Annotated in this window: 28 protein-coding genes; 6 read left to right on the top strand and 22 right to left on the bottom strand. The window is 74.9% G+C overall.

Annotated features, from left to right (window positions below):
• The first annotated feature begins 16 nt into the window (after positions 1–16).
• Both menE and O2W18_RS14210 read left to right on the top strand, forming a co-directional pair.
• Positions 17–1,192 carry an o-succinylbenzoate--CoA ligase gene (menE, locus tag O2W18_RS14215; RefSeq protein WP_269188162.1) on the top strand — a complete coding sequence of 392 codons (1,176 nt, stop codon included), beginning with the start codon at positions 17–19 and terminating at the stop codon, positions 1,190–1,192.
• Positions 1,192–2,061, top strand: a complete 870-nt coding sequence (locus tag O2W18_RS14210; RefSeq protein ID WP_269188161.1) for a 1,4-dihydroxy-2-naphthoate polyprenyltransferase — start codon at positions 1,192–1,194, stop codon at positions 2,059–2,061. Before menE ends, O2W18_RS14210 begins: the two co-directional genes overlap by 1 nt.
• A gap of 61 nt (positions 2,062–2,122) precedes the next feature.
• Here O2W18_RS14210 and O2W18_RS14205 read toward each other — a convergent pair whose 3' ends face one another.
• Both O2W18_RS14205 and O2W18_RS14200 read right to left on the bottom strand, forming a co-directional pair.
• Complete coding sequence (locus O2W18_RS14205; RefSeq protein WP_269188160.1) at positions 2,123–2,446, bottom strand: DUF4229 domain-containing protein; 324 nt, start codon at positions 2,444–2,446, stop codon at positions 2,123–2,125.
• Complete coding sequence (locus tag O2W18_RS14200; RefSeq protein WP_269188159.1) at positions 2,439–2,951, bottom strand: Lrp/AsnC family transcriptional regulator; 513 nt, start codon at positions 2,949–2,951, stop codon at positions 2,439–2,441. The genes O2W18_RS14205 and O2W18_RS14200 overlap by 8 nt, the downstream gene beginning before the upstream one ends.
• A 54-nt stretch (positions 2,952–3,005) precedes the next feature.
• On the opposite strand from O2W18_RS14200, the gene O2W18_RS14195 reads away from it, so the two are divergent.
• Complete coding sequence (locus O2W18_RS14195) at positions 3,006–3,251, top strand: hypothetical protein (RefSeq protein WP_269170455.1); 246 nt, start codon at positions 3,006–3,008, stop codon at positions 3,249–3,251.
• Between the two features lie 625 nt (positions 3,252–3,876).
• Here the strand turns inward: O2W18_RS14195 and ccsB are convergent.
• From ccsB to O2W18_RS14130, 13 genes are all read right to left on the bottom strand, one after another.
• Positions 3,877–4,842: a c-type cytochrome biogenesis protein CcsB gene (ccsB, locus tag O2W18_RS14190; protein ID WP_269188158.1), complete on the bottom strand. Its 966-nt coding sequence runs from the start codon at positions 4,840–4,842 to the stop codon at positions 3,877–3,879.
• Entirely contained in the window at positions 4,839–6,491 is a 1,653-nt protein-coding gene (gene resB, locus O2W18_RS14185) for a cytochrome c biogenesis protein ResB (protein WP_269188157.1), read from the bottom strand. Before resB ends, ccsB begins: the two co-directional genes overlap by 4 nt.
• A gap of 73 nt (positions 6,492–6,564) precedes the next feature.
• A complete protein-coding gene (locus tag O2W18_RS14180) occupies positions 6,565–7,419 on the bottom strand; it encodes a cytochrome c biogenesis CcdA family protein (RefSeq protein WP_269188156.1) in 855 nt (284 codons plus the stop codon).
• A 3-nt stretch (positions 7,420–7,422) separates the two neighbouring features.
• On the bottom strand, positions 7,423–7,998 hold the full coding sequence (locus O2W18_RS14175) for a TlpA family protein disulfide reductase (protein ID WP_269188155.1): 576 nt from the start codon (positions 7,996–7,998) through the stop codon (positions 7,423–7,425).
• Positions 7,991–8,626, bottom strand: coding sequence for a histidine phosphatase family protein (locus O2W18_RS14170; RefSeq protein WP_269188154.1), 636 nt, complete (start codon positions 8,624–8,626; stop codon positions 7,991–7,993). Before O2W18_RS14170 ends, O2W18_RS14175 begins: the two co-directional genes overlap by 8 nt.
• Complete coding sequence (hemL, locus tag O2W18_RS14165) at positions 8,623–9,987, bottom strand: glutamate-1-semialdehyde 2,1-aminomutase (protein WP_269188153.1); 1,365 nt, start codon at positions 9,985–9,987, stop codon at positions 8,623–8,625. Before hemL ends, O2W18_RS14170 begins: the two co-directional genes overlap by 4 nt.
• An 83-nt stretch (positions 9,988–10,070) precedes the next feature.
• Positions 10,071–11,069: a porphobilinogen synthase gene (gene hemB, locus O2W18_RS14160; protein WP_269188152.1), complete on the bottom strand. Its 999-nt coding sequence runs from the start codon at positions 11,067–11,069 to the stop codon at positions 10,071–10,073.
• On the bottom strand, positions 11,066–12,625 hold the full coding sequence (locus O2W18_RS14155) for a uroporphyrinogen-III synthase (RefSeq protein ID WP_269188151.1): 1,560 nt from the start codon (positions 12,623–12,625) through the stop codon (positions 11,066–11,068). The genes hemB and O2W18_RS14155 overlap by 4 nt, the downstream gene beginning before the upstream one ends.
• Positions 12,626–12,713: 88 nt before the next feature.
• Positions 12,714–13,652, bottom strand: coding sequence for a hydroxymethylbilane synthase (gene hemC / locus O2W18_RS14150; protein ID WP_269188150.1), 939 nt, complete (start codon positions 13,650–13,652; stop codon positions 12,714–12,716).
• The gene (locus tag O2W18_RS14145) at positions 13,649–15,067 is read right to left on the bottom strand and encodes a glutamyl-tRNA reductase (RefSeq protein ID WP_269188149.1); all 1,419 of its coding nucleotides are present in this window, start codon (positions 15,065–15,067) and stop codon (positions 13,649–13,651) included. Before O2W18_RS14145 ends, hemC begins: the two co-directional genes overlap by 4 nt.
• The gene (locus O2W18_RS14140; RefSeq protein WP_269188148.1) at positions 15,064–15,753 is read right to left on the bottom strand and encodes a redox-sensing transcriptional repressor Rex; all 690 of its coding nucleotides are present in this window, start codon (positions 15,751–15,753) and stop codon (positions 15,064–15,066) included. Before O2W18_RS14140 ends, O2W18_RS14145 begins: the two co-directional genes overlap by 4 nt.
• Before the next feature lie 254 nt (positions 15,754–16,007).
• Entirely contained in the window at positions 16,008–16,268 is a 261-nt protein-coding gene (locus O2W18_RS14135) for a glutaredoxin family protein (RefSeq protein WP_269188147.1), read from the bottom strand.
• Positions 16,265–17,917 carry an AMP-binding protein gene (locus tag O2W18_RS14130; RefSeq protein WP_269188146.1) on the bottom strand — a complete coding sequence of 551 codons (1,653 nt, stop codon included), beginning with the start codon at positions 17,915–17,917 and terminating at the stop codon, positions 16,265–16,267. The genes O2W18_RS14135 and O2W18_RS14130 overlap by 4 nt, the downstream gene beginning before the upstream one ends.
• Positions 17,918–18,075: 158 nt before the next feature.
• On the opposite strand from O2W18_RS14130, the gene O2W18_RS14125 reads away from it, so the two are divergent.
• Entirely contained in the window at positions 18,076–18,738 is a 663-nt protein-coding gene (locus O2W18_RS14125) for a sigma-70 family RNA polymerase sigma factor (RefSeq protein WP_269188145.1), read from the top strand.
• An 83-nt stretch (positions 18,739–18,821) separates the two neighbouring features.
• Complete coding sequence (locus tag O2W18_RS14120) at positions 18,822–19,733, top strand: HAD family hydrolase (protein WP_269188144.1); 912 nt, start codon at positions 18,822–18,824, stop codon at positions 19,731–19,733.
• Positions 19,734–19,993: 260 nt separating this feature from the next.
• Here O2W18_RS14120 and O2W18_RS14115 read toward each other — a convergent pair whose 3' ends face one another.
• The 5 genes from O2W18_RS14115 to proC all read right to left on the bottom strand — a co-directional run bounded on the left by O2W18_RS14115 (position 19,994) and on the right by proC (position 23,824).
• Positions 19,994–20,902: a lysophospholipid acyltransferase family protein gene (locus tag O2W18_RS14115; RefSeq protein WP_269188143.1), complete on the bottom strand. Its 909-nt coding sequence runs from the start codon at positions 20,900–20,902 to the stop codon at positions 19,994–19,996.
• The gene (locus O2W18_RS14110; protein ID WP_269188142.1) at positions 20,895–22,025 is read right to left on the bottom strand and encodes an NAD-dependent epimerase/dehydratase family protein; all 1,131 of its coding nucleotides are present in this window, start codon (positions 22,023–22,025) and stop codon (positions 20,895–20,897) included. Before O2W18_RS14110 ends, O2W18_RS14115 begins: the two co-directional genes overlap by 8 nt.
• 10 nt (positions 22,026–22,035) lie before the next feature.
• A complete protein-coding gene (locus O2W18_RS14105; protein WP_012854759.1) occupies positions 22,036–22,134 on the bottom strand; it encodes a 30S ribosomal protein bS22 in 99 nt (32 codons plus the stop codon).
• A gap of 203 nt (positions 22,135–22,337) precedes the next feature.
• Positions 22,338–22,709 (bottom strand): helix-turn-helix domain-containing protein, encoded by a 372-nt coding sequence (locus tag O2W18_RS14100; protein ID WP_269188141.1) that lies wholly within the window; start codon positions 22,707–22,709, stop codon positions 22,338–22,340.
• Between the two features lie 284 nt (positions 22,710–22,993).
• Positions 22,994–23,824, bottom strand: coding sequence for a pyrroline-5-carboxylate reductase (gene proC, locus O2W18_RS14095; protein ID WP_269188140.1), 831 nt, complete (start codon positions 23,822–23,824; stop codon positions 22,994–22,996).
• Positions 23,825–23,896: 72 nt separating this feature from the next.
• Between proC and O2W18_RS14090 the strand changes: the two genes are divergently transcribed.
• Complete coding sequence (locus O2W18_RS14090; protein ID WP_269188139.1) at positions 23,897–24,442, top strand: type 1 glutamine amidotransferase domain-containing protein; 546 nt, start codon at positions 23,897–23,899, stop codon at positions 24,440–24,442.
• Between the two features lie 9 nt (positions 24,443–24,451).
• Here O2W18_RS14090 and O2W18_RS14085 read toward each other — a convergent pair whose 3' ends face one another.
• Together O2W18_RS14085 and O2W18_RS14080 are read right to left on the bottom strand one after the other, a co-directional pair.
• Positions 24,452–25,465, bottom strand: coding sequence for a hypothetical protein (locus tag O2W18_RS14085; RefSeq protein ID WP_269188138.1), 1,014 nt, complete (start codon positions 25,463–25,465; stop codon positions 24,452–24,454).
• Positions 25,465–26,409: a Ppx/GppA phosphatase family protein gene (locus O2W18_RS14080; protein ID WP_269188137.1), complete on the bottom strand. Its 945-nt coding sequence runs from the start codon at positions 26,407–26,409 to the stop codon at positions 25,465–25,467. Before O2W18_RS14080 ends, O2W18_RS14085 begins: the two co-directional genes overlap by 1 nt.
• Between the last annotated feature and the right edge of the window lie 14 nt (positions 26,410–26,423).

The raw sequence follows: 26,423 nt of genomic DNA, 5'->3' as shown, positions 1-26,423 counted from the left end.
CGTAGCCTGACTCCTCGTGCACCGCCAGCTGACCCTCGTGGCCGCGCCGCCGCCCGAGGCGGCCGCGGCGGTGCTCGACACCGTCTGGCCGGCCGTGCGGTCCAGCCTGGACGGCGACCGTCCGCTGGCCGTGCTGCCCGCCGGCACCGGGCCGGCCGACGCCGCCCGCGCCGTGCTCCGCCCCGACGAGCCGCTGGAGCCCGGCACCGACCTCGTGGTCGTCACCTCCGGGTCGACCGGCGCGGGCAAGGGCGTGCTCCTCTCCGCGACGGCGTTGCGTGCCTCGGTGGCCGCCACCGCCGACCGGCTCGGCGGCCCCGGCAGCTGGCTGCTGGCGCTGCCGACCTCGGCCATCGGCGGGCTGCAGGTGCTCGTCCGCACCGCGCTGGCCGGCCGGGAGCCCGTCGTCCTCAGCCGGGGAGAGCCGCTCGCGGCAGCCGCCGCCCGGCTGCCGGCCGGCGACCGCCGCTACGTCGCCCTGGTGCCCACCCAGCTGCGCCGGTACCTGGCCGAGGAGCCGGCCGCCCTGGCCTCCTTCGACGGCGTGCTGATCGGCGGCGCCGCCACCGACCCCGCGCTGCTCGCCGCCGCTCGCGCCGCCGGCGTGCAGGTGCGCACCGCCTACGGCATGAGCGAGACGGCCAGCGGCTGCGTCTACGACGGGGTGCCGCTGTCCGGGGTCTCCGTGCGGGTCACCGACGGGATCGAGCTCGCCGGCCCGGTGCTGGCGTCGGGCTACCGACTGGACCCGGCCGGCACGGCGGCCGCCTTCCGCGACGGCTGGTTCCGCACCCGGGACGCCGGCTCGCTGGACGACGCCGGCCGGCTCACCGTGCACGGCCGACTGGACGACGTCGTCATCAGCGGCGGGGTCAACGTCGCCCCCCAGGGCGTCGAGGCGGCGCTGCGCGAGCACCCCTCGGTCACCGACGCCGTCGTCACCGGGCTGCCGGACCCGGAGTGGGGGCAGCGGGTGGTCGCCGTCGTCGTCGCCGCGCCCGGCGCCACCCCCGACCTGGCCGAGCTGCGCCCCTGGGTCGCCGCCCGGCTGGGCGCGGCCGCCGCCCCCCGCGAGCTGAGGGTCGTCGACGCGGTGCCCACCCTGCACACCGGCAAGCCCGACCGCCGGGCCGTCGCACGCACGCTGATCAGACCCACGCCGATCACCCGCACGCCGAGAGGAACCGACTGATGGCGACCCCCGCCCAGTGGCTGGCGGGCGCCCGCCCCCGCACCCTGCCCGCCGCCCTCGCCCCGGTGCTCGTCGGCTCCGGCGCCGCGGCCGCGCTCGACGGGTTCCGGCTGGTGCCGGCGCTGCTGGCCCTGGTCGTCGCGCTCGCCCTGCAGGTGGCGGTCAACTACGCCAACGACTACTCCGACGGCAAACGCGGCACCGACGCCGACCGGGTCGGCCCGATGCGCCTGGTCGGCTCCGGCGCGGCCACCCCCCGCCAGGTGCTGACCGCCGCGATGGCGTCCTTCGCGGTCGCGGCGGTGGCCGGCCTCGCGCTCGCGGCGGTGTCCAGCTGGTGGCTGGTCGCCGTCGGCGCGGTGAGCATCCTCGCTGCCTGGACCTACACCGGCGGGCCGATCCCCTACGGCTACCGGGCGCTGGGCGAGGTCTTCGTCTTCGTCTTCTTCGGCCTGGTCGCCGTGGTCGGGACGACGTTCGCCCAGACCGAGTCGCTGGACGGCCTGGCGTTCGCCGCCGCGGTGCCGATCGGGCTGCTCTCCGTCGCGCTGCTGGTGGTCAACAACCTGCGCGACGTGCACGGGGACGCCGCCGTCGGCAAGCGGACGCTGGCGGTGCTGCTCGGCGAGGCCCGCACCCGGGTCTTCTACGCCGGGCTGCTGGCCGGCGCCTTCCTGGTCATCGCCGGCATCGGCGTCGTCCGGCCGTGGGCGCTGCTGGGCCTCCTGGCCGCCCCGCTGGCGGTGCCGCCGGTCCGCCTCGTGCTCGGCGGTGGCCGCGGGCCGGCGCTGATCGGCGCGCTGAAGGCCACCGGACAGCTCACCCTGGTCACCGGCGTCCTGCTCGGCCTCGGCCTCGGCCTCAGCTGACGAAGGACCCTGCTGCCCCCCACCACTCGCGAGCTCGCGGCGGGCCCCTGCAGCAGGGCCGTCAGCCGTCGTCGGCGGCGGAGCCGCGGAGCTCGGCCCGCAGCTGCTCCTTGCGGGCGTTGCGGGCCACCAGGGCACTGGTCAGCTGCTGGCGCACCCCGCCGAGCACCAGGTAGGACACCGGCATCGCCAGCAGCACCCCGAACAGGAAGCCGGGGGTGCCGGGCAGGCCGAGCACCCACAGCAGCCCGATCAGCGCGGCGGCGATCGCCAGCCGCCCGAGGGTGTAGATCGCCAGCCACCGGGCGACCCCGCCCTGGCTCGGCGCCCCCTCATCGGTGCCGCCGGGCACCGACGCCCCGCCGGTCCTCGTCTGTTCAGCCACGACGGCCCTCCCACTTGGTCGACAGCACCACGGTCGTCCGGGTGCGTGCGACGCCCCGGATCCTGTTCAACGCACTGATGGTGTCCTCGAGTGCCCGGATGTCGGGGACCCGCACCTTGAGCACGTACCCCTCGCTACCGGCCACCCGCCAGCAGTCCTCCACCGACGCCAGCTCGGCCATCGCCTCCTCCAGGCCGGTGTCGTCGACCTGGTCGCTCTCGATCACCCCGACCAGGGCGGTGACGCCGAGCCCGACCGAGGCCGGGTCGACGACGGCCTGGTAGCCGGTGACGACGCCGGCGGCCTCCAGCTTCCCGACCCGCTCGTGCACCGAGGGGGCCGAGAGCCCCACCTGTCGGGCGAGCTCGGCGTAGCTGGCCCGGCCGTTGGCTCGCAGCAGGCTGATCAGCTGCTCGTCGACTGCGTCGATGTCGCCCTCCGGCTCCTCGGGTGCACGCCCGCAGGGCGCTGGCGCAGAGCCCGCCCATGTCGGGCAGGAGATCACCGGGTCCGAGTATCGCCGCGGTCGTACATTGGTGGTGATGAGGGGGGTGGCCCGATGGTCTTCCTGGTGATGTTGGTGATCGCGGTGGCCGTGGTCGTACTGGTGATGCGCGCCGCGTCGGCGCAGGACGGTGGCCGAGGAGGGTCCGGCGGCATCGGTCGTCCGGAGCGTCCGACCCGCGGGCCGCGCCCGCCCCGGGCGCAGCGGCCCACCCGGCCGGTGGCGCCCGACGACGACCCGGAGTTCCTGCGCGAGCTCGAGCGGCGAGCCCGGCGGGACGACGGGACGACGGCCGCCTGACCTGACCCGCGGGTCGCCTGGCCCGCACGCTCACACACGACGAGTCGCCGGCCCTCCGTGGCCGGCGACTCGTCGCTTCTGGGTCTCCCGCTCAGGCGGCGGAGCTGCCCGACGGCGTGGGTGCCACCGCGGGGCCCCCACCGAACCACCGGCGCCAGCCCGACCTCCGCTGGGCCGCCGGGGCCGCAGCGAGCGCGGCCACAGTCGCGTCGGCAGCCGTGGTGTCGCTCGCGGTGAGTTCATCCGCCGTGGTGTCTTCTGCCGTGGTGTCTTCGGCCGTGGTGTCGTCCGGCCACCCCAGACCGGAGCCCTCGCCCGGCTCCCCGGGCCAGCCCAGGCCGCCGTCCTGCTGGTCCTCCGCCGGGTCGGGTACGGGAGTCGGCTGGGGTGGCTCCACCGACGTGGACCGCTGCGACAGCGCGGCCGCGACGATCGGGTCGACGCGCGCACGGTTCCCGGCCGAGTGCCTACCCACGGTGAGCTCCACCGCTCTCAGTCATGCGGTCAGGATGCCATGGGCAGCGCCTGGCATCTCTTCATCGCGCGTGCTGCCGGGACCGCATCACTCGAAGGTGACGGTGGGTGATCGGCCCAGCAGCCCAGCAGCGGCGCTGCCGGAGCAGGGTCAGACGCCGCCGTAGCTGTGCAGGCCGGTCGACACCAGGTTGACGAAGAGCAGGTTGAAGATCATCACCGCCAGGCCGACGATGTTGATCCACGCCGAGGGGCGCCCACGCCAACCGGCCGTGGTGCGCGCGTGCAGGTAGGCCGCGTACACGATCCAGGCGATGAACGCCCAGGTCTCCTTCGGGTCCCAGCCCCAGAACCGGCCCCAGGCGCTCTCCGCCCAGATCGCCCCGGCGATGACCGCGAAGGTCCAGATCGGGAAGCCGAAGACGGCGGTGCGGTGGGCGGTGCGGTCCAGCGCCGCCGCCGTGGGCAGCCGGTCCAGCAGGGACGGTGCGGCCGTGCCGGCACCGGCCGCGACCGTGGCGTCCCGCCGGGTGCGCACCAGGTAGAGCACGCTGGCGATGCCGCTGACGAAGAAGATGCCGAAGCCGATGGTGGCGGTGCTGACGTGGATCGCCAGCCAGCTCGACCGCAGGGCGGCCACCAGCGGGCCGGCCTCGGCGTAGAGGAACAGCCCGATCAGCACCATCGACAGCACCACGGGCGCCAACAGGAAGACGCCGATGTGCCGCAGGGACGGCGCCCGCACGGCGAGCACCAGATAGGCCACGACGGCCACCAGCACGACCGCGGTGGCGAACTCGTACATGTTGCCCCAGGGCAACCGGTCGGTGGCCATGCCGCGGGCGACGAGCACACCGGCGTGGGTGACCGCCCCGAGCCCGGTCAGCACCATCGCGACCAGGCCGAGCCGGCGGGCTCCCGCGGGCTCCGCGGCCGGGGTCGCGGCCGACGCCCCGGCCGGCGGCACCGCAGGGCCGCCGGCGCCCACGAGCGCCCGGGACTGCCGGGACCGGCCGAAGGCCAGCTCGGCGCAGAAGGCGACCACGGCCAGGGAGTACAGCCCGACGCTGACCGAGAACAGGGTGTCGGACAGCGCGGCCAGCGACTCGTCGATCACGACGGCGGTGCCTCCTCATCGGGTGCCGACCCGTGTCCACGGGCCGGTGGGGTGTTCGCCGGGGCGTCGGTGCGGGCGGCCAGGGCCTCCTGCACGTCCTCGGTGAACGAGGCGAAGCGAGGACCGGTGTCAGCGCTGCCCCGGGTCAGCGAGCCGATCGACAGCACGGTACCCCCGCCGTCCGGTGCCGGGTCGGAGCGGGCGAACACCCGCTCCCGGCGCACCAGCAGCATGCCGAGCAGGCCCACCAGGACGGCGATCGACGCCCCCAGCACCCACACCTGGCCGGGATCGTGCGAGACCTGCAGTGCCGCGAACTCCTTCAGGCCGCTGAAGGTGACCACGGTGCCGTCGGGCAGGGTGGTCGACTCCCCCACGGCGAGGTTCGTCCGGGCCACCCGGTTGAGCAGACCCCGGTCGATCTGGTCCCGGTCCAGCGCGTAGACCGACTGCGGCAGACCGGAGTCCAGCCCCAGGTAGCCGGTGTAGACGTCGATGCCCACCTTCGGGTCCAGCGGCCGCGGGTCGATCGAGGTCAGGAAGCCGGCCTCGAGCACACCGGTCGGCGCGAGGAAGCCCTCGATCGCCAGCTGCTCGGTCGATCCGGCACCCAGGTCGGGCACCTTGAGCACACCCTGGCTGAGCATCGTCCCCAGGTCGGCGGGGAGGAACGGCGCGGAGAGGTCGGTGAACGTCTGGCCGTCCGGCCGGGTGATGCTGAAGACGGGGCTGAAGCCGTGCCCGGTGACGTAGACCCGGTCACCGCCCACCCGCAGTGGGTCGTTGACCCCGATGGTGGTGCCCACCGGGTCGGCGCCGTCCAGCTCCCAGCTGATGTCCGCGGTGTACGAGGCCGCGGTGAGGTTCTCCTCGTACTGGGCCTCGAAGTCGTCCAGGTCCACGCACAGCCGCGAGAGGTCCTCACCGTCGACCAGCGCCCCCGACCGGTGGGTGTCGTACTGCTGGAACGCGTTGCAGAAGCCCTGGCCCTCGGTCACCAGGATGCTGCCCTCGTAGCCCCAGAGCTTCCCGCCGGCCAGGCCGAGCAGCAGCGCCAGCAGCGAGAGGTGGAACAGCACGTTGCCGGTCTCCCGGAGGTAGCCCTTCTCCGCGGAGACCTCCGGCCCGGACCGGCCCTCCCGGCGGACGACCCGGAACCGGCGGACCCGCAGCTCCTCCTCCACCACGTCCAGCGCCGCCGGGCCGGCCAGTGACGTGCTCAGCGCCGCCGACTCCGGCAGCCGCTGCAGATGGCGGGGTGCCGTCGGCGGCGGGGTGAACAGCGTCCGGCCGTGCTCGATCGCCCGCGGCACGACGCAGCCGATCAGCGAGATGAACAGCAGCAGGTAGATCGCGGCGAACCACGGCGAGCTGAAGACGTCGAACAGGTACAGCCGGTCCAGCCAGGGTCCGAGCGTGGGGTACTCGGCCAGGTAGCCGGCCACGTCACTCTGCGACAGCGACCGCTGCGGCAGCAGCGAGCCCGGGATCGCTGCCAGGGCCAGCAGGAACAGCAACATCAGCGCCGTGCGCATCGCGGTCAGCTGCCGCCACCAGCGCAGCAGCCGGCCCAGCACCCGACGGCCGGCCGAGGGCGGGGACGGCGGGCTGGCCGGGGCGGCCGGGCGCGGTGGGGCGGTGGTCGTCACCGGGCCTCCGCGCTGGCGCTCGTCGACCCGGCGACGGGGCGTGCTGTGCTCATCGGTGATCTCACGAGCTCGATCACAGCGGCGCCGACTCGGCCAGCCCGGTGGCGGCCAGCCAGCCGCGCAGCCAGATCATCAGCTCGGTCCAGGCCCCGGTGACCAGCATCAGGCCGACCCCGATCAGCACGATCCCGCCGACCCGGGTGACCGTGCGGGCGTTGCGGCGCAGGAACGACATCGCCCCCACCGCCCAGCGGGCGCCCAGCGCCACGAGCACGAACGGCACGCCGAGGCCCACGCAGTAGGCGAGCCCCAGGATCGCGCCGCGCCCCACCGTCGCCTCGGTGAAGGCCAGGCTCTGCACCGCCTGCAGGGTCGGGCCGAGGCACGGGGTCCAGCCCAGGCCGAAGACGACGCCGAGCAGCGGGGCGCCGCCCAGGCCGACAGCGGGGCGGACGTTGATCCGGGCGGTGCGCTGCAGGAACGGCAGCCACCCCAGGAAGCCGAGCCCCACCACGATGGTGACCAGGCCCATCACCCGGGTGATCACGTCGTTGTACTCCAGCAGCAGCCGACCCAGCCCGCCGAAGGCGCTGCTGATCGCCACGAAGACCACCGTGAAGCCGAGCACGAAGAGCACCGAGCCGAGCACCATCCGGCCACGCGAGGCCCGTTCGTCGACCGGCCGGACAGCGGTGGCCACCGAACCCCCAGCCGCTGGAGAACCAGCCGCCGGGGGCCCGCCCACGGGGGGCGTGCCGGCCGTCGTCCGCGGGGCGCTGCCCACCAGGCCGGTGACGTAGGAGAGGTAGCCGGGGACCAGCGGCAGCACGCAGGGCGAGGCGAAGCTGATCAGCCCGGCCAGCGCCGCCACCGCGGCGGCGACCAGCAGCGGCCCGTCACCGATCAGCTCCCTGATGGCCTCAACCATGGGTCAGGCCTCCCCGGTCAGCTGGGCGATCACGGTGCGCAGGTCGTCCTGGCGCACGGCACCGGTGTACACCGCCGCGACGCGACCGGCACGGTCCAGCACGATCGTCGAGGGGATGGCGCTGGCCGGGTAGTCGCGGAACGCCAGCGCCACCTCACCGCGCGGGTCGTGCAGCGAGGGGAAGGTGATCCCCTTGCTCTCCACGAAGGCGGTGGCCAACTGCTCCTCGTCCTTGACGTTGAGGCCCAGGAACTGGACGCCGTCGTCCCGGACCTCCGTGTAGACCTCCTGGAACTCGGGGCTCTCCACCCGGCAGGGCGCGCACCACGAACCCCAGAAGTTGAGCACCGCGACGTCACCGGCCAGTTCGTCGGAGTCGAACCTCCCGCCACCGAGCAGCGTGCCGGAGAACTCCGGCGCGCTGGCCCGCTCACCCTCGGGGATGACCTCGGCGTCCGGCGTGGCCGCCTCGAAGCGGAACTCGCCGCCGTTGGTCACGTCGACCGCGTCCTCCCCGGTGCTGCAGCCGGCGGTGAGCACCGCGGCCACCGCCAGCGTGGCGGCCAGTCGGCTACGCACCGGGCACCGCATCGGGGTCGGTGGCCCCGGCCGGCTCGGCGTACTCCAGCCGCACCAACCGGTCGCCGTCGTAGGTGAGGGACGTGACGCTGGCCAGCCCGCACTCCCGGCGACGTGGGTCGTGCAGGTAGCGACGGCCCTCCAGGTGCAACCGCACCGTCCAGACCGGCAGCTGGTGGCTGACGCAGACGGCGGCGTGCCCACGGGCGGCGTCCCGGGCGGTGTCGATCGCGCCGAGCATCCGGACGGCGATCTCCCGGTACGGCTCGCCCCACGACGGCGTCCACGGGTTGCGCAGCCGCCACCAGTTGCCCGGGTGCCGCATCGCTCCGTCACCGACGCCGAAGGTCTTGCCCTCGAAGGAGTTGCCCGCCTCGATCAGCCGCTCGTCCGTGGCGATCTCCAGGCCCAGCGTGTCGGCGATCGGGCGCGCGGTCTGCTGCGCCCGCTCCAGCGGGCTCGCCACCAGGTGCGTGACGTCCCGGTCGGCGAACCAGGCGGCTGCGGTGCGGGCCATGCCCTCGCCGGCCTCGCTCAGCCGGTAGCCGGGCAGTCGGCCGTAGAGCACGCCGGCCGGGTTGTGCACCTCGCCGTGCCGCATCAGGTGGACGACGGTCGTCTCGGTCACGGCTGCAGCTCCAGGGTGTCCTTCGCCTCGGGCGAGGCGGGACCGCCCGCGGCGGCCGCGGCGGCCGAGGCGGCGGCGGGCAGGGCGGCCAGCACGTGCTCCAGCGCCTCGTCGTCCAGGGCGGCGCTGACGAACCACGCCTCGAACGCCGAGGGCGGCAGGTACACCCCACGGGCGAGCATGGCGTGGAAGAAGGCGGTGTGCGCGGCGACGTCCTGGCTGCGCGCGTCGTCGTAGTCCCGCACCTGGCGCTCGTCGGGCACGAAGAAGACCGAGAACATCGACCCGGCCTGCTGCACCCGGTGGGGCACCCCGGAGGCGAAGAGCGCCGCGCTGGCGGCACCCCGCAGCAGGGCGGCGACGGAGTCGCACCGCTCGTAGACCTCGTCGGTGCACAGCCGCAACGTGGTGAGCCCGGCCGCCACCGCCACCGGGTTCCCGGCCAGCGTGCCCGCCTGGTACACCGGGCCGGACGGCGCCAGCTGGTCCATCACGTCGGCGCGGCCGCCGAACGCCGCGGCCGGCATGCCACCGCCCATGACCTTGCCGAAGGTGAACAGGTCGGCGTCCACCGGGTCGAGGCCGTACCAACCGGCACCGGAGACCCGGAACCCGGTCATCACCTCGTCGACCAGCAGCAGCGCCCCCGAGGCGGCGGTGATCCGGCGGAGGTGACCGTTGAAGCCGTCCAGCGGCGGCACGACGCCCATGTTCCCGGCGGCCGCCTCGGTGACCACACAGGCGATCTGGTCGCCACGCTCGGCGAACACCGCCTCGACCGCGGCGACGTCGTTGTAGGGCAGCACGATCGTGTCGGCCGCCGCGCCGGAGGTGACGCCCGGGGTGTCGGGGAGGCCGAGGGTGGCGACGCCGGAACCGGCCGAGGCCAGCAGGGCGTCGACGTGCCCGTGGTAGCAGCCGGCGAACTTCACCACCAGCGGCCGGCCGGTGTACCCGCGGGCCAGCCGCACCGCGGAGAGGACCGCCTCCGTGCCGGAGTTCACCAGCCGCACCCGCTCGACCGGGGCCACCCGGGCGACGATCTCCTCCGCCAGCTCCGCCTCGGCGGCGGTGGGGGTGCCGAAGGTGAACCCCTTGCGGGCCGCGGCCGTGACGGCGGCGACCACCTCCGGGTGCGCGTGCCCCAGGATCATCGGGCCCCAGGAGGCCACCAGGTCCACGTAGCGGCGGCCGTCGACGTCGGTCAGCCACGGACCGGAGCCCGAGGCCATGAACCGCGGGGTCCCCCCGACCGCCCGGAACGCACGCACCGGGGAGTTCACCCCGCCGGGCGTCACCCGGCCGGCCCGCTCGAACAGCTCTGCCGACACCGGGGCCTCGTACGGGTAGGGCTCAGTCACGGTCCCACTCTCCCAGGCGCTCCGGTGTCCGCGCCGCCCACGGGGTGGACGGTGAGCAGCGCCACGCTCAGCTCACGACCCGATCAGCGCAGCCAGCGGGCGGCCTCGACCGCCCAGTAGGTGAGCACCGAGCCCGCGCCGGCCCGCCGGATCGCGGTGAGCGTCTCCAGCACGGCCCGCTCGCGGTCGATCCAGCCGTTCGCGGCGGCCGCCTCGACCATCGCGTACTCGCCGCTGACCTGGTAGGCCGCCACCGGGACGTCGACGGCGTCGGCGACCCGGGCGACGATGTCCAGGTACGGCCCGGCCGGCTTCACCATGACCGCGTCGGCGCCCTCGGCGATGTCCTGGGCCACCTCGCGCAGCGCTTCGTCGGTGTTCGGCGGGTCCATCTGGTAGGTCGAGCGGTCACCGAACTGCGGCGCGCCCTCGGCCGCCTCGCGGAAGGGCCCGTAGAAGCCCGAGGCGTACTTGGCGGCGTAGGCCAGGATCGGCGTCTCGGTGAACGCGGCGCTGTCCAGCCCGGCCCGGATCGCCGCGACCTGGCCGTCCATCATCCCGCTGGGGGCGATCACGTGCGCCCCGGCCTGGGCCTGGGCGATCGCGACGGCGGCGTACCGGTCGAGGGTCGGGTCGTTGTCGACCACGCCTGCGGGGGTGACCACGCCGCAGTGCCCGTGGTCGGTGTACTCGCACAGGCACAGATCGGCCATCAGCACGAGCTCGTCCCCCAGGTCGGCCCGCAGCTGCCGCAGCGCCGCGTTGACCACGCCGTCGGCGGCGTCGGCCTGGGAGCCCACCGGGTCCTTGTCCGCGGGGATGCCGAACAGCATCAGCCCGCTGATCCCGGCCTCGGCCGCCTCCGCGGCCGCCGTCCGCAGCGACTCGGGGGTGTGCTGGACGACACCCGGCATGGAGCTGATCGGCACCGGCTCGCTGATGCCCTCCTTGACGAACACCGGCAGCACCAGGTCGGCCGGGGACAGCCGGGTCTGCGCCGTCCACCGGCGCATCGCCGGGGTCGAGCGCAGCCGGCGTCCCCGGGCGAACCCGGGGTTCGTGCCGCCCTGGCCGGAGGTCACGGGGTCTCCCCGGCCTCCGCCTCGGCGCGGCGGGCCTCGGCGAACGCGGCGAGCGCGTCGACGAGCGGACCGACCGCTGCGGTCTCCGGCTGCACGTCCACGCGCAGGCCGAACTCGGTGGCGCTGGCCGCGGTGGCCGGGCCGATCACCGAGACGACGGTGCGGGCGTGCGGCTTGCCGGCGATGCCGACCAGGTTGCGCACGGTCGAGGAGGAGGTGAAGCAGACCGCGTCGAAGCCACCGCCCTTGATCGCCTCACGCACCGCGGCCGGCGGCGGTGCCGCCCGCACGGTGCGGTAGGCGGTGACGTCGTCGATCTCCCAGCCGCGCTCCTTGAGCCCGGCCGCCAGGGTCTCGGTGGCGATGTCGGCCCGGGGCAGCAGCACCCGGTCGATCGGGTCGAAGACGTCGTCGTAGGGCGGGAAGTCGGCCAGCAGGCCCTCGCTGGACTGCTCGCCGCTGGGCACCAGCTCCGGCACGATGCCGAACTCGCGCACCGCGTCGGCGGTCTGCTGCCCGACGCAGGCGACCTTGACCCCGGCGAAGGCGCGGGCGTCCAGGCCGAGCTCGGTGAACTTCTCGCGCACCGCGCGGACCGCGTTGGTCGAGGTGAAGACGATCCAGCCGTAGCGGCCGGTGACCAGGCCCTTGACCGCGCGGTCCATCTGCGCGGGGCTGCGGGGCGGCTCGACGGCGATCGTCGGCACCTCCACCGGCACGGCCCCGTAGGCGCGCAGCCGCTCGCTCATGTCGCCGGCCTGCTCCTTGGTGCGCGGCACCAGCACCCGCCAGCCGAACAGCGGGCGGCTCTCCCACCAGGAGAGCTTGGCGCGCTTGTCGACCACGGAGCCGACGGTGATGACGACCGGACCGGCCAGGCTGTCCAGCCCGGCGGACTTCTCGGCGACCGCGGACAGCTTGGCGGCGACGCTCTTCTGCGCAGTCCCGGTGCCCTGGGTGGTGACGACGATCGGGGTGTTGCCGGACAGGCCGCCCTCGAGCAGGCCGGCCGCCGCGGTGGCCACCTGGTCGGCGTTGGCCTGCAGCACCAGCGGGCTGCCGGTGCCGGTCGAGGCGGCGGCGAGCGCCGCCAGGTCGACCGGGGTGTCGGCGGTGCGGAGATCGGCCTGCACCGAGCTGGCCCCCAGCGGTACGCCGGCGTAGGCGGGCACGGCGGTGCCGATCGCGACGCCGGGGACGACGTCGAACGCGACGCTGGTGCGGGTGACCGCCAGCGCCTCCTTGACCACGGCGTCACTGGTGAACGGGTCACCGGCGATCAGCCGGACGACGACGCTGCCGTTCTTGGCCGCGGCCACCGCGGACTTGGCCACCTCGGCCGGCTCGCCGCTGACCGTGGTCAGCTCGAGGTCCGGGTGCGCCTCCAGCAGCGCCTCACGGACGGCGGCGGACACCTCGGGGTCGGCCAGCACCGTGTCGGCGCCGGCGATCGCGGCGCTGGCCCGGACGGTCAGCAGCTCCGGGTCACCGGGCCCGGCGCCCACGAAGACCACCGTGCCCTTGCCGTTGCCGTTCTGCTTGCGTGAGCGCGTCATCGCGTGCTCCTGTTCCTGCCCCCGGAGGGGGTCGCTGCGGGTGGTACGGGACGGATGGGGCGGGGGGCGTGGCCCCCGCGGGGTGAGGTCACCGGCTGGCTGCCATCAGGGCGGCCGCGCCACGGTCCAGCAGCTCGGCGGCCAGCTCGCGCCCCAGGGACTCGGCTGCGGTGGCCGGGCCGGTGATCGAGCCACGGACGCCGTCGCTGCCGTCGAGCGCGGTGACCGACGCGCGCAGGTAGAGCTCCGCGGCGCCGTCCTCCCCCTCGGCGAGCTCGGCGTGCGCGGCCACCGGCGCGCTGCAGCCGGCCTCGAGGGCGGCGAGCACCGCGCGTTCGGCGGCCACGCAGTCCCGGGCAGCGGGGTCGTCGAGCACGGCGAGCAGCTCCCGGACCCGGGTCTCGTCACTGCGACACTCCACGGCGAGGGCGCCCTGCGCCGGGGCGGAGAGCACCTGGATCGGGTCGAGCACCTCGGTGACCGCCGACAGCCGGCCCAACCGGGCCAGCCCGGCCCGGGCCAGGACGACGGCGTCCAGGTCCCCGGAGGTGACCCGGCCCATCCGGGTGTCGACGTTGCCGCGGATCGGAACGACCTCCAGGCCGAGGCCGAGGGCGCGCAGCTGGGCCATCCGCCGGGGGGCACCGGTGCCGACGCGGGAGCCGGCGGGCAGCTCGCCGAGGGTGAGGCCGTCGCGGGCCACGAGCGCGTCGCGCGGGTCCTCGCGCGGCGGGACGGCGGCCACGGTCAGGCCCGGGGCCGGCGCGGTCGGCAGGTCCTTGAAGCTGTGCACCGCCAGGTCGACGGTGCGCTGCAGCAGGGCGTCCCGCAGCGCGGTGACGAACACGCCGGTGCCGCCGAGCAGGGTGATCGCCTCGGTCGACCGGTCGCCGTAGGTGCTCACGTGCACCAGCTCCACCGGCACGCCGGTCGCGGCGGTGAGCGCGTCGGCGACGTGCTGGGACTGGGTCAGCGCCAGCTGGCTGGCCCGGGTGCCCAGCCGCAGCGGCTGCTCCGTGCCGGTCATGCGGCACCGCCGGGGCGACCGTCGCTGGTGACGTCGATCCGCGGGTCCAGGGCCGACAACGGGGTGCCGGCCGGCAGCTCCGGGTCGACGGTGACCGCATCGGACAGGCTGGTGCGCTCCCCGTCGGTCGCGCCGGACAGCCCGAGGCCGAACAGCGCGCGCAGGGCGTCGGCGTAGTCGGTGCCGCCGGGGGCTCCGGCCAGTTCCTTCACCCGCACGGTGGGCTCGTGTAGCAGCTTGTCGACCACCCGGCGCACGGTGCGGGCGATCTCGCTGCGCGCCTTCGCGTCCAGGTCCGGCAGCCGGGTAGACAGCCGGAGCAGCTCGGCGTCGACCACCTCGGCGGCCTGGCTGCGCAGCGCCGAGACGGTCGGGGCCACCGCGGCGGCCTGCCGCTCGGCGCGCAGCAGCGAGGTCTCCAGCTCCACCAGGGCGTGCGCGGCGGCGATGTCGTCGGCGGCGACGGAACCGGCCACCGGCTGGCCGGGGTGCGCAGCGCGCTCGCCCTGCAGCATCGCCAGGTCCACCACGTGCACGCCGGGCAGCGCGGCGACCGCGGCGTCGACGTCGCGCGGGAGGGCGAGGTCCACGATCACCAGCGGCCGGCCGGCCCGGCCGGAGAGGGCCTCCTCGACCAGGTCGGTCCCGATGACGGTGCCGGTCGCACCCGTGCAGGTGACCAGGACGTCGGCCGCGGCGAGCTCGTCGGGCAGCTGCGCCAGGTCGGCCTGCCGGCCGCCGATCGTCTCGGCCAGCCGGGCGGCGCTCGCCGGCGTCCGGCTGCTGACCGTGACCGCCGCGCCCCGCCGGGCCAGGGTGGTCGCGGCCAGGGCGCCCATCGACCCGGCGCCGACCACCAGCGCCGGGCGGCCGCTGAGCTCACCGAGGGTCTCGGAGACCCGGTCCAGGGCGACCGAGACCAGGGAGGCGCCGGCCCGGTCGATGCCGGTCTCGGCGTGCACACGCTTGCCCACGCGCAGCGCCCGCTGGGCGATCGGGTGCAGCTCGCGCCCGACCGTGCCCTCCTCCTGGGCCAGGGCGTAGGCGGCGCGCAGCTGCCCGAGCACCTGGGTCTCCCCGACCACCATCGAGTCCAGGCCCGCGGCGACGGTGCACAGGTGCCCGATCGCCTGGTCCTCGTAGTAGACCGTGACGTACGGGGAGAGCTCCTCCACCGTGGCGCCGGCGTGCCGGGCGAGCACCCGGCTGACGTCGGTGATCCCGCCGTGGAAGCGGTCGACCTCGGCGAACACCTCGATCCGGTTGCAGGTGGCCAGCACGATGGCCTCGGAGACGTGGTCGCTCTCGACCAGCTCGTGGAGCGTCTTGACCTTGTCGTCGCCGGTCATGCTCACCTGCTCGAGCAGGGCGACCGGCGCGGTCTGGTGGCTGATGCCGACGGCGAGCAGGCTCATCGCACACTCCCCTGGGCAGTCCGCAGCGGGGCCACCAGTGGCGGCGTCCCGTGGCGCTGCTGGTCCAGGAAGGCCAGCACTTGCAGCTCCACGGACAGGTCGACCTTGCGGACGTCGACACCCGCAGGCACCGTCAACGCCACCGGCGCGAAGTTCAAGATGCTCCTCACCCCGACCGAGACCAGTCGGTCGCAGACCGACTGGGCCACCTCGGCCGGTGTCGTGATGACCCCGATGGCCGCCTGCGTCTCGGCGACGACGGACTCCAGCTCCGCGACCGGGCGGACCGGGAGACCCCCGACCCGGCGCCCGACGGCCGCGGGGTCGGTGTCCAGCAGGCCGACGAACTCGAAGCCCCGGCTGGCGAACCCGGCGTAGTCGGCCAGCGCAGACCCCAGCCGGCCGATCCCGATCAGCACGCAGGGCCGGGAGCGCTCCCCGCCCAGGGCGTCGGTGAGCCGGTCGCGCAGGCCCGCGACCGAGTAGCCGACCCCGCGGACGCCGCACGGGCCGAGGTAGGACAGGTCCTTGCGCAGACCGGCGGGGTTCACCCCGGCCGCCGAGGCCAGCTCCCCGGAGGAGACGTGACTGCGACCGCCGTCGGCGAGACCGGCCAGCACCCTCAGGTACACGGCCAGCCGGGCAACGGTGGCCTCCGGGATGATCCGGGGCCGCGACTGGGGCACGGGCAGACTCCACAGCGATCCGAACGCACTCCCGGCCGGGCCGGGGGACGATCGGGGGGGCTCAGACACTTCAGGGCAGACGGGCGCATCGGCACCCGGCAAACGCCACGGTAACCGCTTGTGAACGCCTGAACAAAGTCGTCGGGGGCATCCCCGCAGGTGGTGGCCCCCTGCTGTGTCGAGGACCACGCCTGCGCCCACCCGGACGGGTGCCCGCCGCCGACGACTCCCACCCGGTCGTGGGACGACCCGGATCAGCTGGGCGCGGGGATCCCCAGGTCCCGGCGCAGCCGGGGGACGTCGACGGTGAAGTGGCTGTGCTCCCGGCCGTCCAGCAGCACCACCGGCACCCGATCGCCGTACTCGATCCGCAGCTCCGGGTCGGTGTCGACGTCGACCAGGGCGACCCCCAGGCCCGCTTCCCCACCGATCCGGGTGAGCGTCTCCGCGGCGATGACGCACAGGTGACAGCCCTCGCGGGTCAGCAGCTGCAGCCGGGCCTCCGGCTCAGTCATCGGACGCCCCCGCCATCGGCCGCGGCCGACGGCTCGGCGTCCGCCGCTGCCGATGACTCGGCGTCCGCCGCTGCCGCGGCCCGCTCGAGCCCGAGTTCGCGCAGTCGGGCCCGGCTGACCTTGCCGGCCAGGGAGTGCGGCAGCTCGGGGACGAAGTGCACGGCCACCGGGACCTTGAACCGGGCCAGCGAGCGGCCGGCGTGCTCGCGCAGCTGCTGCTCGGTCACCTCCGCGCCCGCGGTGCGGACGACGACGGCGTGCACCGCCTCGCCGCTGCGCTGGTCGGGCACGCCGATCACCGCGCTCTCGGCCACCTCCGGGTGCTCGCACAGCACCCGCTCCACCTCACCCGGGTAGACGTTGAACCCGCTGACCAGCACCAGGTCCCGGCGTCGGTCGACGAGCTTGAGGTCGCCCTGCACGTCGCGGTAGGCGATGTCGCCGGTGAGCAGCCAGCCGTCGGCGTCCGGGCCGTCGGCCCCGTCGGGCCAGTAGCCACCGAACAGGTTCGGGCCGCGGACGCAGATCTCCCCGGTCTCCCCGTCGGCATCCTCGCCGAACGGGTCACCGAACACGTCGGCCCGCACCCGGCTGCCCGGGTCCGGGCCCGCGGTGGGCCCGCCGGCGGTGTCGCGCAGCACGAGCTCCACGCCGGGCAGCGGACCGCCGATGCACTCCGGCTTGGGGCGGCCGGTGGCGAGCGTGCTGGCCAGCACCGGGGAGGCCTCGGTGAGCCCGTACCCCTCCCAGACGGTGACCGCGGCGCGGGTGCGCATCGCCTCGAACAGCGCCCCGGGCATCGGGGCGGCGCCGCAGCTGGCCGTGCGGACGGCGGCGAACCCGCGGCGGAGCACGGCGTCACTGCCGGCGGCGTCGGCCACCGCCAGCCAGGCGGCGTACATCGGCGGGGCACCCGGCACCGCCGACACCTCCTCGGCCGCCATCAACGCCAGGGACCCCGCCGGGTCGAACTCGTCCAGCAGCACCGCGCAGGCGCCGGTGGCCGCCACCAGCCCCCAACCGCTGTTGAAGCCGTAGACGTGGAACAGCGGGAGGGCCAGCAGCACCCGGTCACCGGTGCGCACCGGCGGCGGCTCCAGCGCCAGGCACTGCCGCTGGTTGGCCAGCAGGGCCGCGTGGGTCAGCATCGCGCCGCGCGGGCGGCCGGTGGTGCCGCTGGTGTAGGCCAGCAGGGCCAGCGCGCCCGGGTCGTCGGCGTCGGCCGGCGGCGGGCCGTCGGCCGACGGGGGCCCGACGCACACCGGGACGCCGGCCAGCTCCGGCCGCTCCCCCGCCACGACGAGCAGCCGGGCACCGGAGTCGGTGAGCAGGTGCGTGACCTCCGGATCGGTGTAGGCGGTGTTGACCGGGACGACGACCAGCCCGGTCCGCAGCGCACCCATCACCGAGACCACCCAGTCGACCCCGTTGGGCAGCTGCACCGCGACCCGGTCACCGGCGTGCAGCCCGCGCTCGACGTACCCCGCGGCCGCCCGGTCGACCAGGGCGTCGACCTCCGACCAGGTCAGCCGGCGCGCGCCGTGGACCAGCGCCGGGGCGTCGCCGTGGGACGCGGCCGCACGGCGCACGAGCGCGGCGAGGGAGCGCACCTCGCCGTCCAGCTCGTGCGGTGCTGGGTCGACCGGCACGACGGACCTCCGCTGGGGCAGTCGCCGTCTCGGACGGCGGGGACGTGGACGCAGCGGCACGATGTTGTCACCATGGGCCGCGGACCGCACCGTCCGTGGCTGCGTGGCGGCCGAGCCGTCCGGCTCGGTCCCGGGGATGGAGGAGGTGCGACCGCGACATGACCGCCCTCCCGCCCGTCCCGGCCTGCGCGTCGCCCACCGTCGGCGCCCCGATCCAGCCGCGGCTCGTCCCGCAGCCGCGACGGGCCGCTGAGCCGACCCCGGCCGAGTTCGAGGTCTGGGAGCTGGTGCGCCGGGCGCAGGCGGGTGACGCGGAGGGGTTCGGCGAGCTCTACGACCGGTACGCCGACGTCGTCCACCGCTACCTGCGCCACCGGGTCGCCGACCCGGCCACGGCGGAGGACCTCACCAGCGAGACGTTCACCCGCGCCCTGCGCCGGATCGACTCGCTGACCTTCCAGGGCCGGGACGTCGGGGCGTGGCTAATCAGCATCGCCCGCAACATCGCGCTGGACCACGTGAAGAGCGGCCGGAACCGGCTGGAGGTGCTCACCGCGGACATGCGCGACGCCGACCGGGGCACCGCCGGGCCCGAGGACGCCGTGCTGCAGCGGCTGGCGAACGTGGAGCTGCTGGCCGGCGTCCGGCAGCTGTCCGCCGATCAGCGCCAGTGCGTGACCCTGCGGTTCTTCCAGGGGCTGTCGGTGGCGGAGACGGCCACGGTCATGGGCCGCAAGGACGGCGCGGTGAAGGCGCTGCAGCACCGGGCGGTGCGCCGACTCGCCGCCCTGCTGCCCGACGGGCCGGCCACCGGAGGGTGACCCGGCGCTAGGGTCCCAGTGACGGTCGGCGAGGCGGCGGCCAGAGCATGCCGGTCGGAGCGACACCGGGAGGGTGGTGCGGGATGGTCCGAGTCCCCTTCCGGGGCCGTCACGCCCGCACCCCCGTGGAGCTGGAGGACGACGAGGCCCGCGCCCTGGTCGCCGGCGCCGCGTCGGCCGCCGCGGCGGAGACCGAGGCCACCGCCCCGACACCCGACCGCACCGCTGCGGCGTTCTTCGACGTCGACAACACGATGATGATGGGCGCCTCGCTCTTCTGGTTCGCCCGCGGTCTCGCCGCCCGCAAGTACTTCACCAGCCGCGACGTCGCCTCCTTCGTCTGGCAGCAGGCCAAGTTCCGGGTCGCCGGGAGCGAGAGCGCGACCGACATGCACACGGTCCGCGACAACGCCCTGGCGTTCGTCGCCGGCCGCGAGGTGCAGGAGATCGTGGCGGCGAGCGAGGAGATCTACGACGAGCTGATGGCCGACCGGATCTGGTCGGGCACCCGAAACCTCGCGCAACAGCACCTCGACGCCGGCCAGCGGGTCTGGCTCGTCACCGCCACCCCGGTCGAGCTGGCGTCGATCATCGCCCACCGCCTCGGCCTGACCGGCGCGCTGGGCACCGTCTCCGAGATCGTCGACGGCCGCTACACCGGCCGGCTGGTCGGCGAGATGATGCACGGCGAGTCCAAGGCGCAGGCCGTGCGGGCGCTCGCCGAGCGGGAGGGCCTCGACCTGACCCGCTGTACCGCCTACAGCGACTCGACCAACGACCTGCCCATGCTCACCCTGGTCGGCAGCGCGGTCGCGGTGAACCCGGACTCCGAGCTGCGCGCCGTCGCCCGCTCCCGCGGCTGGACGGTCAAGGACTACCGGACCGGTCGCAAGGCCGCCAAGATCGGCGTCCCCACGGTCGGCGCAGCCGCCCTCTCCGGCGGCGTCGTAGGCGGCCTCATCTCCCTGCGCCGTCGCAACCACTGGCCGTTTTGATGGCGATCCTCCGGATCGCACCGCGGCCAGGTGCCGTGCCCCGATCTCGCTGAGCCGTTTGCCGGCTCACCTCGGGGGACCCTGCGGGCCCCCGCTCGGTGGGCCCGCGACTTCGTCGCGTCTCCTGCCCCGCCTCGTGGTGCCGTGCCCGGTCTGCTCTGAGCCGCTGCCTGCACTTCCTCTGGGAGCCTCCGGCCCCCGTCGTCGCGCTCCCGGCTGCGCCGGGATGGCGATCCGGTCGCCCCATCCCCCTGGACTCGTCAGCTGAAGACGCTGCGGCGTTGGAGGAGGAGGCGGTAGAGGGAGTGCTGGATGGTCTCGCGGACCTGGTCGGTCAGGTTGAACACGACCATCGGGTCGTCGGCGGCGGCCGGGCCGTAGGACGCCGTCTCGATCGGCTCGCCGAAGGCGATGAACCACTTCGACGGCAGCGGGACCGCACCCAGCGGGCCCAGCAGCGGGAACGTCGGGGTGATCGGGAAGTAGGGCAGGCCGAGCAGCCGGGCGGCGATGCGGGCGTTGCCGATCATCGGGTAGATCTCCTCGGCCCCGACGATCGCGCACGGCACGATCGGGGTGCCGGTCCGCAGCGCGGCGCTGACGAAGCCGCCGCGACCGAACCGCTGCAGGGTGTACCGCTCGTGGAACGGCTTGCCGACGCCCTTGAAGCCCTCGGGGAACACCCCGACCAGCTCCCCGCTGGACAGCAGCCGCTCGGCGTCCTCGTTGCAGGCCAGGGTGACGCCGAGCTTGCGCGCCAGGGACCCGATGAAGGGCACCTGGAACACCAGGTCGGCGCCGAGCAGCCGCAGCCGGCGGGCCGCCGGGTGCTCGTCGTGCAGCGCCACCGTGGCCATCAGGGCGTCGACCGGGACGGTGCCCGAGTGGTTGGCCACCACCAGGGCGCCGCCGACGTCGGGCACGTTCTCCAGCCCCTGGGTCTCGACCCGGAACCAGCGGTGGAACCAGGGCCGCAGGCCCGGCAGCAGGACGTGGTCGGTGAGGTCGGGGTCGAAGCCGAACTCGTCGGTGTCGTACTCCCCGGTCAGCCTGCGGCGCAGGAACTCCAGGCCACCGGCCAGCTGCTCGTCCCAGCCCGGCTCGGCTGCCGGCGACGGCGGGGGCTGCTCGTCGTCGGGGCGCAGCCGGATCACCCGCGCCTCAGGCATCGTGGACCGCCCGCAGGCCCGGCACCGACGGCGCGGCACGGCGGCGTCCCCCGGTCACGGTGTCCAGGACACCTTGCACGGCGTGCGCGCCACCGGCGACGGAGCTGAGCACCGTCCGGGCGGAGGCGGCGACCTCCTCGACGAGCTCGGGGCGGACCACCGGAGGGAGGCTGCGCCCGTAGTCCGCGAGGGCCGCGGCGGTGCTGTAGCGCGGCACGTAGCCGAACTCCTCACGGAGCACCCGGGTGTCGATGACCCGGCCGAAGTTCAGGAAGCGCATCTGCTCCGGCGACCAGTCGACCATCCGGGCCCAGCGGGTCGTCCGGCCGAGGGAGCCCATCGCGGGCTCCGGCAGGGGCAGCGGGACGCGGCCCAGCCTGCGGATGGCCTGGGAGAGCAGGACCGTCCCGGAGGCACCGGCGTTCGCGGTGCCGACGAAGTCGCCGGTGGCGGCGCGGGTGAGCACGGCCACGGCGTCGTCCTCGTGGAGGAGCTGCAGCCGGGCGTCGTACCCCAGGGCGGTCGGGACGACCGGCATCCGGAGGAACCCGGAGAGCAGGGAGTCGATCCGCGGGCCGATGAGGTTGGTGAACCGCAGCACGGCCACGCCCACGTCGGGACGGCGGCGGGCGAAGGCGCGGACGTAGCCCTCGATGTCGAGGCTGTCCTTGGCGAAGCCGCCGCCGGGCACCCGTCGGGCCTGCATCGTCTCGGTGAAGACCGCAGGATCCCGGGAGCTGGCGCCGTAGACGGCACTGGTGCTCTTGAGGACCAGGCGGCGCACTGCAGGAGACCGCTGACACGCGGCCAGCAGCTGCATGGTGCCGATGACGTTGAGCTCCTTCATCGACACCCGCCCGCCGGCACCGGCCGGCGTGGCGCTGATGTTCATGTGGACGACGGTGTCCACCGACGCCGACTCGATCACCTTCCCGATCAACGGGCTGCGGATGTCGGCGCGGACGAACTCGACCCGCCCGAGGCGACGCAGCACCTCCGGGCGCGGGGGGACCGTGTCCACCCCGATGACCCGGCCGATCGCCGGGTCGGAAGCGAGCTCGGCCGCCAGCGCGCCGCCCAGCCACCGGCTGACGCCGGTGACGAGGACGACCGCGGGCGGCACGAGCGTCAGCTCACTTCTTGTTGCGCCGCTGGACGCGGGTCTTCTTGAGCAGCTTGCGGTGCTTCTTCTTCGCCATTCGCTTACGGCGCTTCTTGATGACAGAACCCATGTCCCGCTCCCGACGTCGTCTTCGCTCAGCGGCCGGGGGTGGTGACCGGGGTGGTCACGCGGATCCGTGGTCCGGGCGCCGGGCGAGGTGATCAGCTCGTGCGCAGCCCGCCTCCTGGGAGGCGGTACCGCTCAGCACCCGAGACTACCCGGCCCGGTACGACGAGCGGGGAGCCCGCCCGGGGACGTGCTGGCGCAGTCGATTCAGGCGATGTCGGTGTAGGCGTCGCGCAGGTACTCGTGCACGGCGCGCTCGGGCACCCGGAAGGACCGACCGACGCGGACGGCGGCGAGCTCGCCGCCGTGGACGAGGCGGTAGACGGTCATCTTGGAGACCCGCATCAGGGCGGCGACCTCGGCGACGGTGAGGAACGAGACTGCGGCGCGGGGCGCGGGCACGGCGGCCGGGCGGCCGATCGGCATGGCGGCCGGGTGGGCGGCGGGGACGGGGCGGCCCATGGAGGCGGCCGAGATCGGCCGGCCCATCTGGCGGGGCGCCGGGACACCCGGACGGACGGTCTGAACGGCGGCGCGCTGGGGCATGGTCACGTGGATCATCTCCGGTCTCAGCTCCATGTGCGGCCACCGGCTTCCCCACCGATGAACAGAACGCTCATGTGCTGGAACAGAGCGTAAGGGGACCGGAGTGACAGAAGCGATGGGTGAAACGAACAGGCGGACCGGTCCGTCCTGGGCACAAGTGGACAGAGACACCGCGTGACACTCCGGTCACGGCGTGTTGTCCCCAAGTCGACATGCCCTGCCAGGCCGGTTCTCCACAGATTTCTGTGGAAAACCACATGCGTGTGATTCAGCGCGTGCGGATGGGACGGACGGTGCTCCAGCCGGAGTCCCGGGGGTCAGGAGGTGCGGCCGAGCTCCACCGAGCGCAGGTGCGCCGCCTCGATCGCGGCGATCAGCGCGGCTCGCACGCCGTGCCGCTCCAGCTCGCGGATCGCGGCGATCGTCGTCCCACCGGGGCTGGTGACCGCCTCGCGGAGCTGGACCGGGTGCTCCCCGGAGTCGCGCAGCATGACGGCCGCGCCGTAGGCGGTCTGCACGATCAGGTCGGCGGCGACCGAACGGGGCAGGCCGAGCAGGATGCCGGCGTCGATCATGGCCTCGACGAGGAAGAAGAAGTACGCCGGTCCGCTGCCCGACAGCGCGGTCACGGCGTCCTGCTGGCTCTCCGGCACCCGGCGCACCTGACCCACCGGCAGCAGCAGCGCCTCGGCCTCGTCCAGGTGCGCCTCGGTCGCGTGCGCCCCGGCCGACAGCACGCTCATCCCGGCGTCGACGAGGGCCGGCGTGTTGGGCATGACCCGCACCACCGGGGTGCCGGCCGGCAGCGCCGCCTCCACCCGACTGGTGGGCACGCCCGCCGCCACCGAGACCACCAGGTGCTCTCGCGTCACGTGCGGCCCCAGCGCCGCCAGCAGCACGTCGATGTCCTGCGGCTTCACGGCCAGCAGCAGCACCCGGGCGCGGGCGGCCGCCCCGGCGAGGTCGGTGGCGCCGACGCCGTACCGGGTCGTCAGCTCCGCGGCCCGCTCCGCGCTGCGCTCGACGACCAGGAACTCCTGACCACCCCCGGCCTGACGGACCAGGCCGGCGAGCAGGGCCTCCCCGATCTTCCCCCCACCGATGACGGCCAGCCGTGCGTCGGGACCTGCCTGCCCTGCATCGCTCATGGCCGCGACCGTAGCGCCCGGGCAGGCGCGCCCGGGCGTGTGTGCCCGGCGGGGCCGGGGTAGCGGCCCGTCATGTCCGGAGAACTGAACGGCAAGCGGGTGGCCGCGCTCGCCACCGACGGTGTGGAGCAGGTGGAGCTGGACCAGCCCTGGCAGGCACTGGTGGACGCCGGTGCCCGACCGGAGCTCGTCGGGCTCGAGGCCGGCACCATCACCGCCTACCAGCACATCGACAAGGGCGACACCAAGGACGTCGACGTCGCGGTGGCCGACGCCGACCCCGGCAGCTACGACGCGCTCGTGCTGCCCGGGGGCGTGATCAACGGTGACTTCGTGCGCTCCGACCAGGGGGCCGTCGCCTTCGTGAAGGCGTTCTTCGACGCCGGGAAGCCGGTGGCGGCGATCTGCCACGCCCCCTGGGTGCTCGCCGAGGCCGACGTCGTCCGTGGTCGCCGGATGACCTCGTGGCCCTCGCTGCAGACCGACCTGCGCAACGCCGGCGCCGAGTGGGTCGACCAGGAGGTCGTCGTGGACGGCAACCTGACCACCAGCCGCAAGCCGGACGACCTGCCGGCCTTCGGTCGCACGCTCGTCGAACAGTTCGCCGCGGCGGGCTGACCGGGCAGGTCAGCTGCTGGCGAGCAGCCCCGCGGCGGGGGCGATGACCAGCACCGTCCCCGCCAGCAACAGCACCGCCAGCAGGCGGACCGGCAGCGGCCCCTGACCTCGGCGCTGCCGGTAGGCCGCCACCCCCGCGACCAGGCCGGTCACCGTCACCGGCGCCGCGACCAGGGCGACGTAGGGCAGCAGCTCCCACAACACGGTGAAGGCGAAGTAGACGCCGATGCCGGCGGCCAGCGCGACCACCATCTCGCCGGCGAACCGCGCCCAGGCCAGCACGCTCTCCCGACCGGTCAGCGGCTCCTCGTCGGCCTTGGCGGCCGCACCCCTGGCCGCCTCGGCCTGGGCCTGGGAGACGACCGGGATCGGGCCGGTGACCGGGTGGTCGATGCCGCGCCGGGCCGCGCCGGTGGCGCCCCGGGCCGTTGCGCCGGTGGCGCCCCGGGTCCCAGCGCCGGTGGAGCTCGTCGGCTTCGCGGTGGTGGGCGCGGCGGTGTGCGCGGTCGTCGGGCTCGCCGCGGGGATGGCAGCGGTCGACGGCCCGGTGCCGAACAGCGGTTCGCCGCCGGGGCCGGTCGGGGTGGCGTCGGACTTCCGCCGCCCGGGCCGGACCGCCGGCGGTGCCGCCGCGTCGGCGGGGCCGGCCGCCGGCCGGGCCGGTGCCGGGGCGGCGACCGGCGGCTGTGGGCTCAGCAGGCCGGCTGCCGGCCGGGCCGTCGGTTCGGGCGCCGGCGTCCAGACCGGGACCGGCGCAGCCCGCTCCGGGGCGCGGGCCGGGGAGCGCGGCGGGGTGGCGGCGCGGCCGTTCGGCGCGGCCGAGGGTGAGCGCCCCGGCGGCTCTGCCAGCGGCTGCCCGGACCCGGTGTCCACCCGCGCCGAACGGCCGGTGGCCCCGGTGTCGTCCGAGGACTTCCGCCGCCGGCCGGGGCGGGTGCCGAGCTCGCTCTCCAGACCGTGCTCACGCAAGATCTCCGCGAGCGAGCGGACGCTGTACTCCCCCGACGGGTTGGGCTGCGTCATCACGCTCCTTCCAGCTGGTCCAGGCGCCGCAGGATGACGCCTTCACGCAGCGCCCACGGGCAGATCCGCACGAACGGTACGTCCACGGCCCGCATCGCGGCCTGCGCCACGACGGCGCCGGCCGGGACCTGGTGCGCGCGTTGCGCGGAGACGCCCTGCAGCTCGGCCAGCGCCGTGCACTCGATCCGGGAGACGAAGCCGATCACCTGGGACAGCCCGGTCGCGGTCAGCTCGCGGGGTGCGCGCAGCCCGGCCGCGGACGGCGCCGCACCGGCCAGCCGGGCCAGTGTCCGGAAGGTCTTGGACGTGGCGGCCACCAGGTCGGGCGTCCCCGCGCCGCGCAGCTTCCTGCCGACCGGGCCGAGCACGTCGGTGGCGTGCTCGGCCAGCTCGGCCAGCGCCGACAGGTCGGGACGGCCCCCGGTCTCGGAGTCGGGCAGGAACCGCCGGGTCATCCGGCCCGCGCCCAGCGGGACCGAGAGCGCGACGTCGGGGTCCTCGTCGACCCCGGTGGCCAGCTCCAGGGAGCCGCCGCCGATGTCGAGCACCAGCAGCCGGCCGGCGCTCCAGCCGAACCACCGCCGCACGGCCAGGAAGGTCAGCCGTGCCTCGTCCTCACCGGTGAGGACCTGCAGGTCGACACCGGTCTGCTCGCGGACCCGGCGCAGGACCGCCGCCCCGTTCTCCGCCTCCCGGATGGCGGAGGTGACGAAGGCCAGCAGCTCGTCGCACCGCTGCTCGGCCGCCTGCTGCTTCGCCTTCTGCACCGCGTGCAGCAGGCCCTTCTCCCCCGCCTTGGACAGCTTGCCGTCCGGTCCGACGTGCTCGGCCAGCCGCAGGACCGAGCGGTCGTCGTGCATCGGGGTGGGGTGGGCACCACGGTGCGCGTCCACCACCAGCAGGTGAACGGTGTTCGAGCCGACGTCCAGCACCCCGAGTCGCATGCCCGAGAGTCTGC

The organism is Modestobacter sp. VKM Ac-2983, from assembly GCF_026967885.1.
GTDB lineage: Bacteria > Actinomycetota > Actinomycetes > Mycobacteriales > Geodermatophilaceae > Modestobacter.
Note: the sequence above shows the minus strand (reverse complement) of the source record. Positions and strands in the feature narration are given on the sequence as shown.